A 1,131-nucleotide genomic window follows, 5' to 3' on the forward strand; every position below is an offset into this window, starting at 1 on the left:
GATCCGGTCATCCCCAGCCCGGTGATCTTCAACACCGAGGTTGCCCCCGCCAGCAGCCCCAAGGCCGCCGAGCCGGAGGAAGAGGATGACGGTGATTACTTCAACGATCTGCTCAGCATCCTGAACAAGCGTTCCTGATGACAGGACCGTGCGATGCCCGGTCTTGCGGATGTTGAAATGCCGGGCTACCCGCCGCCGAAAAAGTGGCGGGATTTGTGCCTGTGATACATGAGGAGGAACGCCATGCCGTCCAAGGAACCGCCCATTCAGGAGAAGGGGTTCCGCACGAGCATGCTGGGCTTTGACAAGAATGATGTGCTGGCATACATGAACGCGCTGGCCAACGAGACCCAGCAGCGGGAACTGGAATACCAGCAGACCATTGATCAGCTGAATGCTCAGCTTGAAAAACTGAAAAAGGACCAGGCAAATGCCCGCCGTTGCGTGGAGAAGCTCCAGGCAGAACTGAACCAGGCCACCCAGCGGGCCGAAACGGCCGAGAAGGCCGGCAGCGACGCCGTGACCAAGCTTCGGGAAGCGGAGGAGCGTGCCACAGGTTACCAGGGCAAGTACAAGGAATGCCAGCAGTCCATTCTGGAACTGCAGTTCCAGAAGCGTGACCTGGAAAAGCAGGTGGAGGAGATGGAAGCCATGATCCCCAAAGGGGGCATGCCCACCATGGCCGCCACCCCGGCTCCCGCTCCGGTGCAAACCCCGGCGGCCCCCGCTCCGGAACCGCCCAAGCCTGCCAAGCCGGAAACACCGGCTCCGGCGTCTGCCAGCGTGACCGAGCAGGCCCGCATTGAAGCCAAGAAAATTCTGGCCGATGCCCGCCTGAACGCCGAAACCGCCGAGCGCCGCCTGCGCCAGCAGGAGGACGACCAGAAAGCCCGCATGACCGACAACGCCCGCGCGCTGGCAGCCGGTGTGGAGCTGCTCCGGGACCGTCTGGCCCGGGTGGATGAGAAGCTGGCTTCCGCCTCCATGGATCTGGAAAACGCCACCGGCGCCATCTATCAGGCGCTGGATGACACCAGCAGCGATCTGGAAAGCCTGGGCGCTGATATGCGCTCCTTCGGCAAGCTGCGTCCGGCGGCTCAGCCCGCCCAGCCCGGCCCTGCGCCTCAGACG

Annotated in this window: 1 pseudogene; it reads left to right on the forward strand. The window is 63.4% G+C overall.

Annotated features, from left to right (window positions below):
- Positions 1-243: 243 nt before the first annotated feature.
- Positions 244-1,131 (forward strand): annotated as a pseudogene (locus H6B15_RS15245) (hypothetical protein); the annotation flags it as partial.

This window comes from Gemmiger formicilis, from assembly GCF_016900095.1.
GTDB classification, from domain to species: Bacteria; Bacillota; Clostridia; order Oscillospirales; family Ruminococcaceae; genus Gemmiger; species Gemmiger formicilis_A.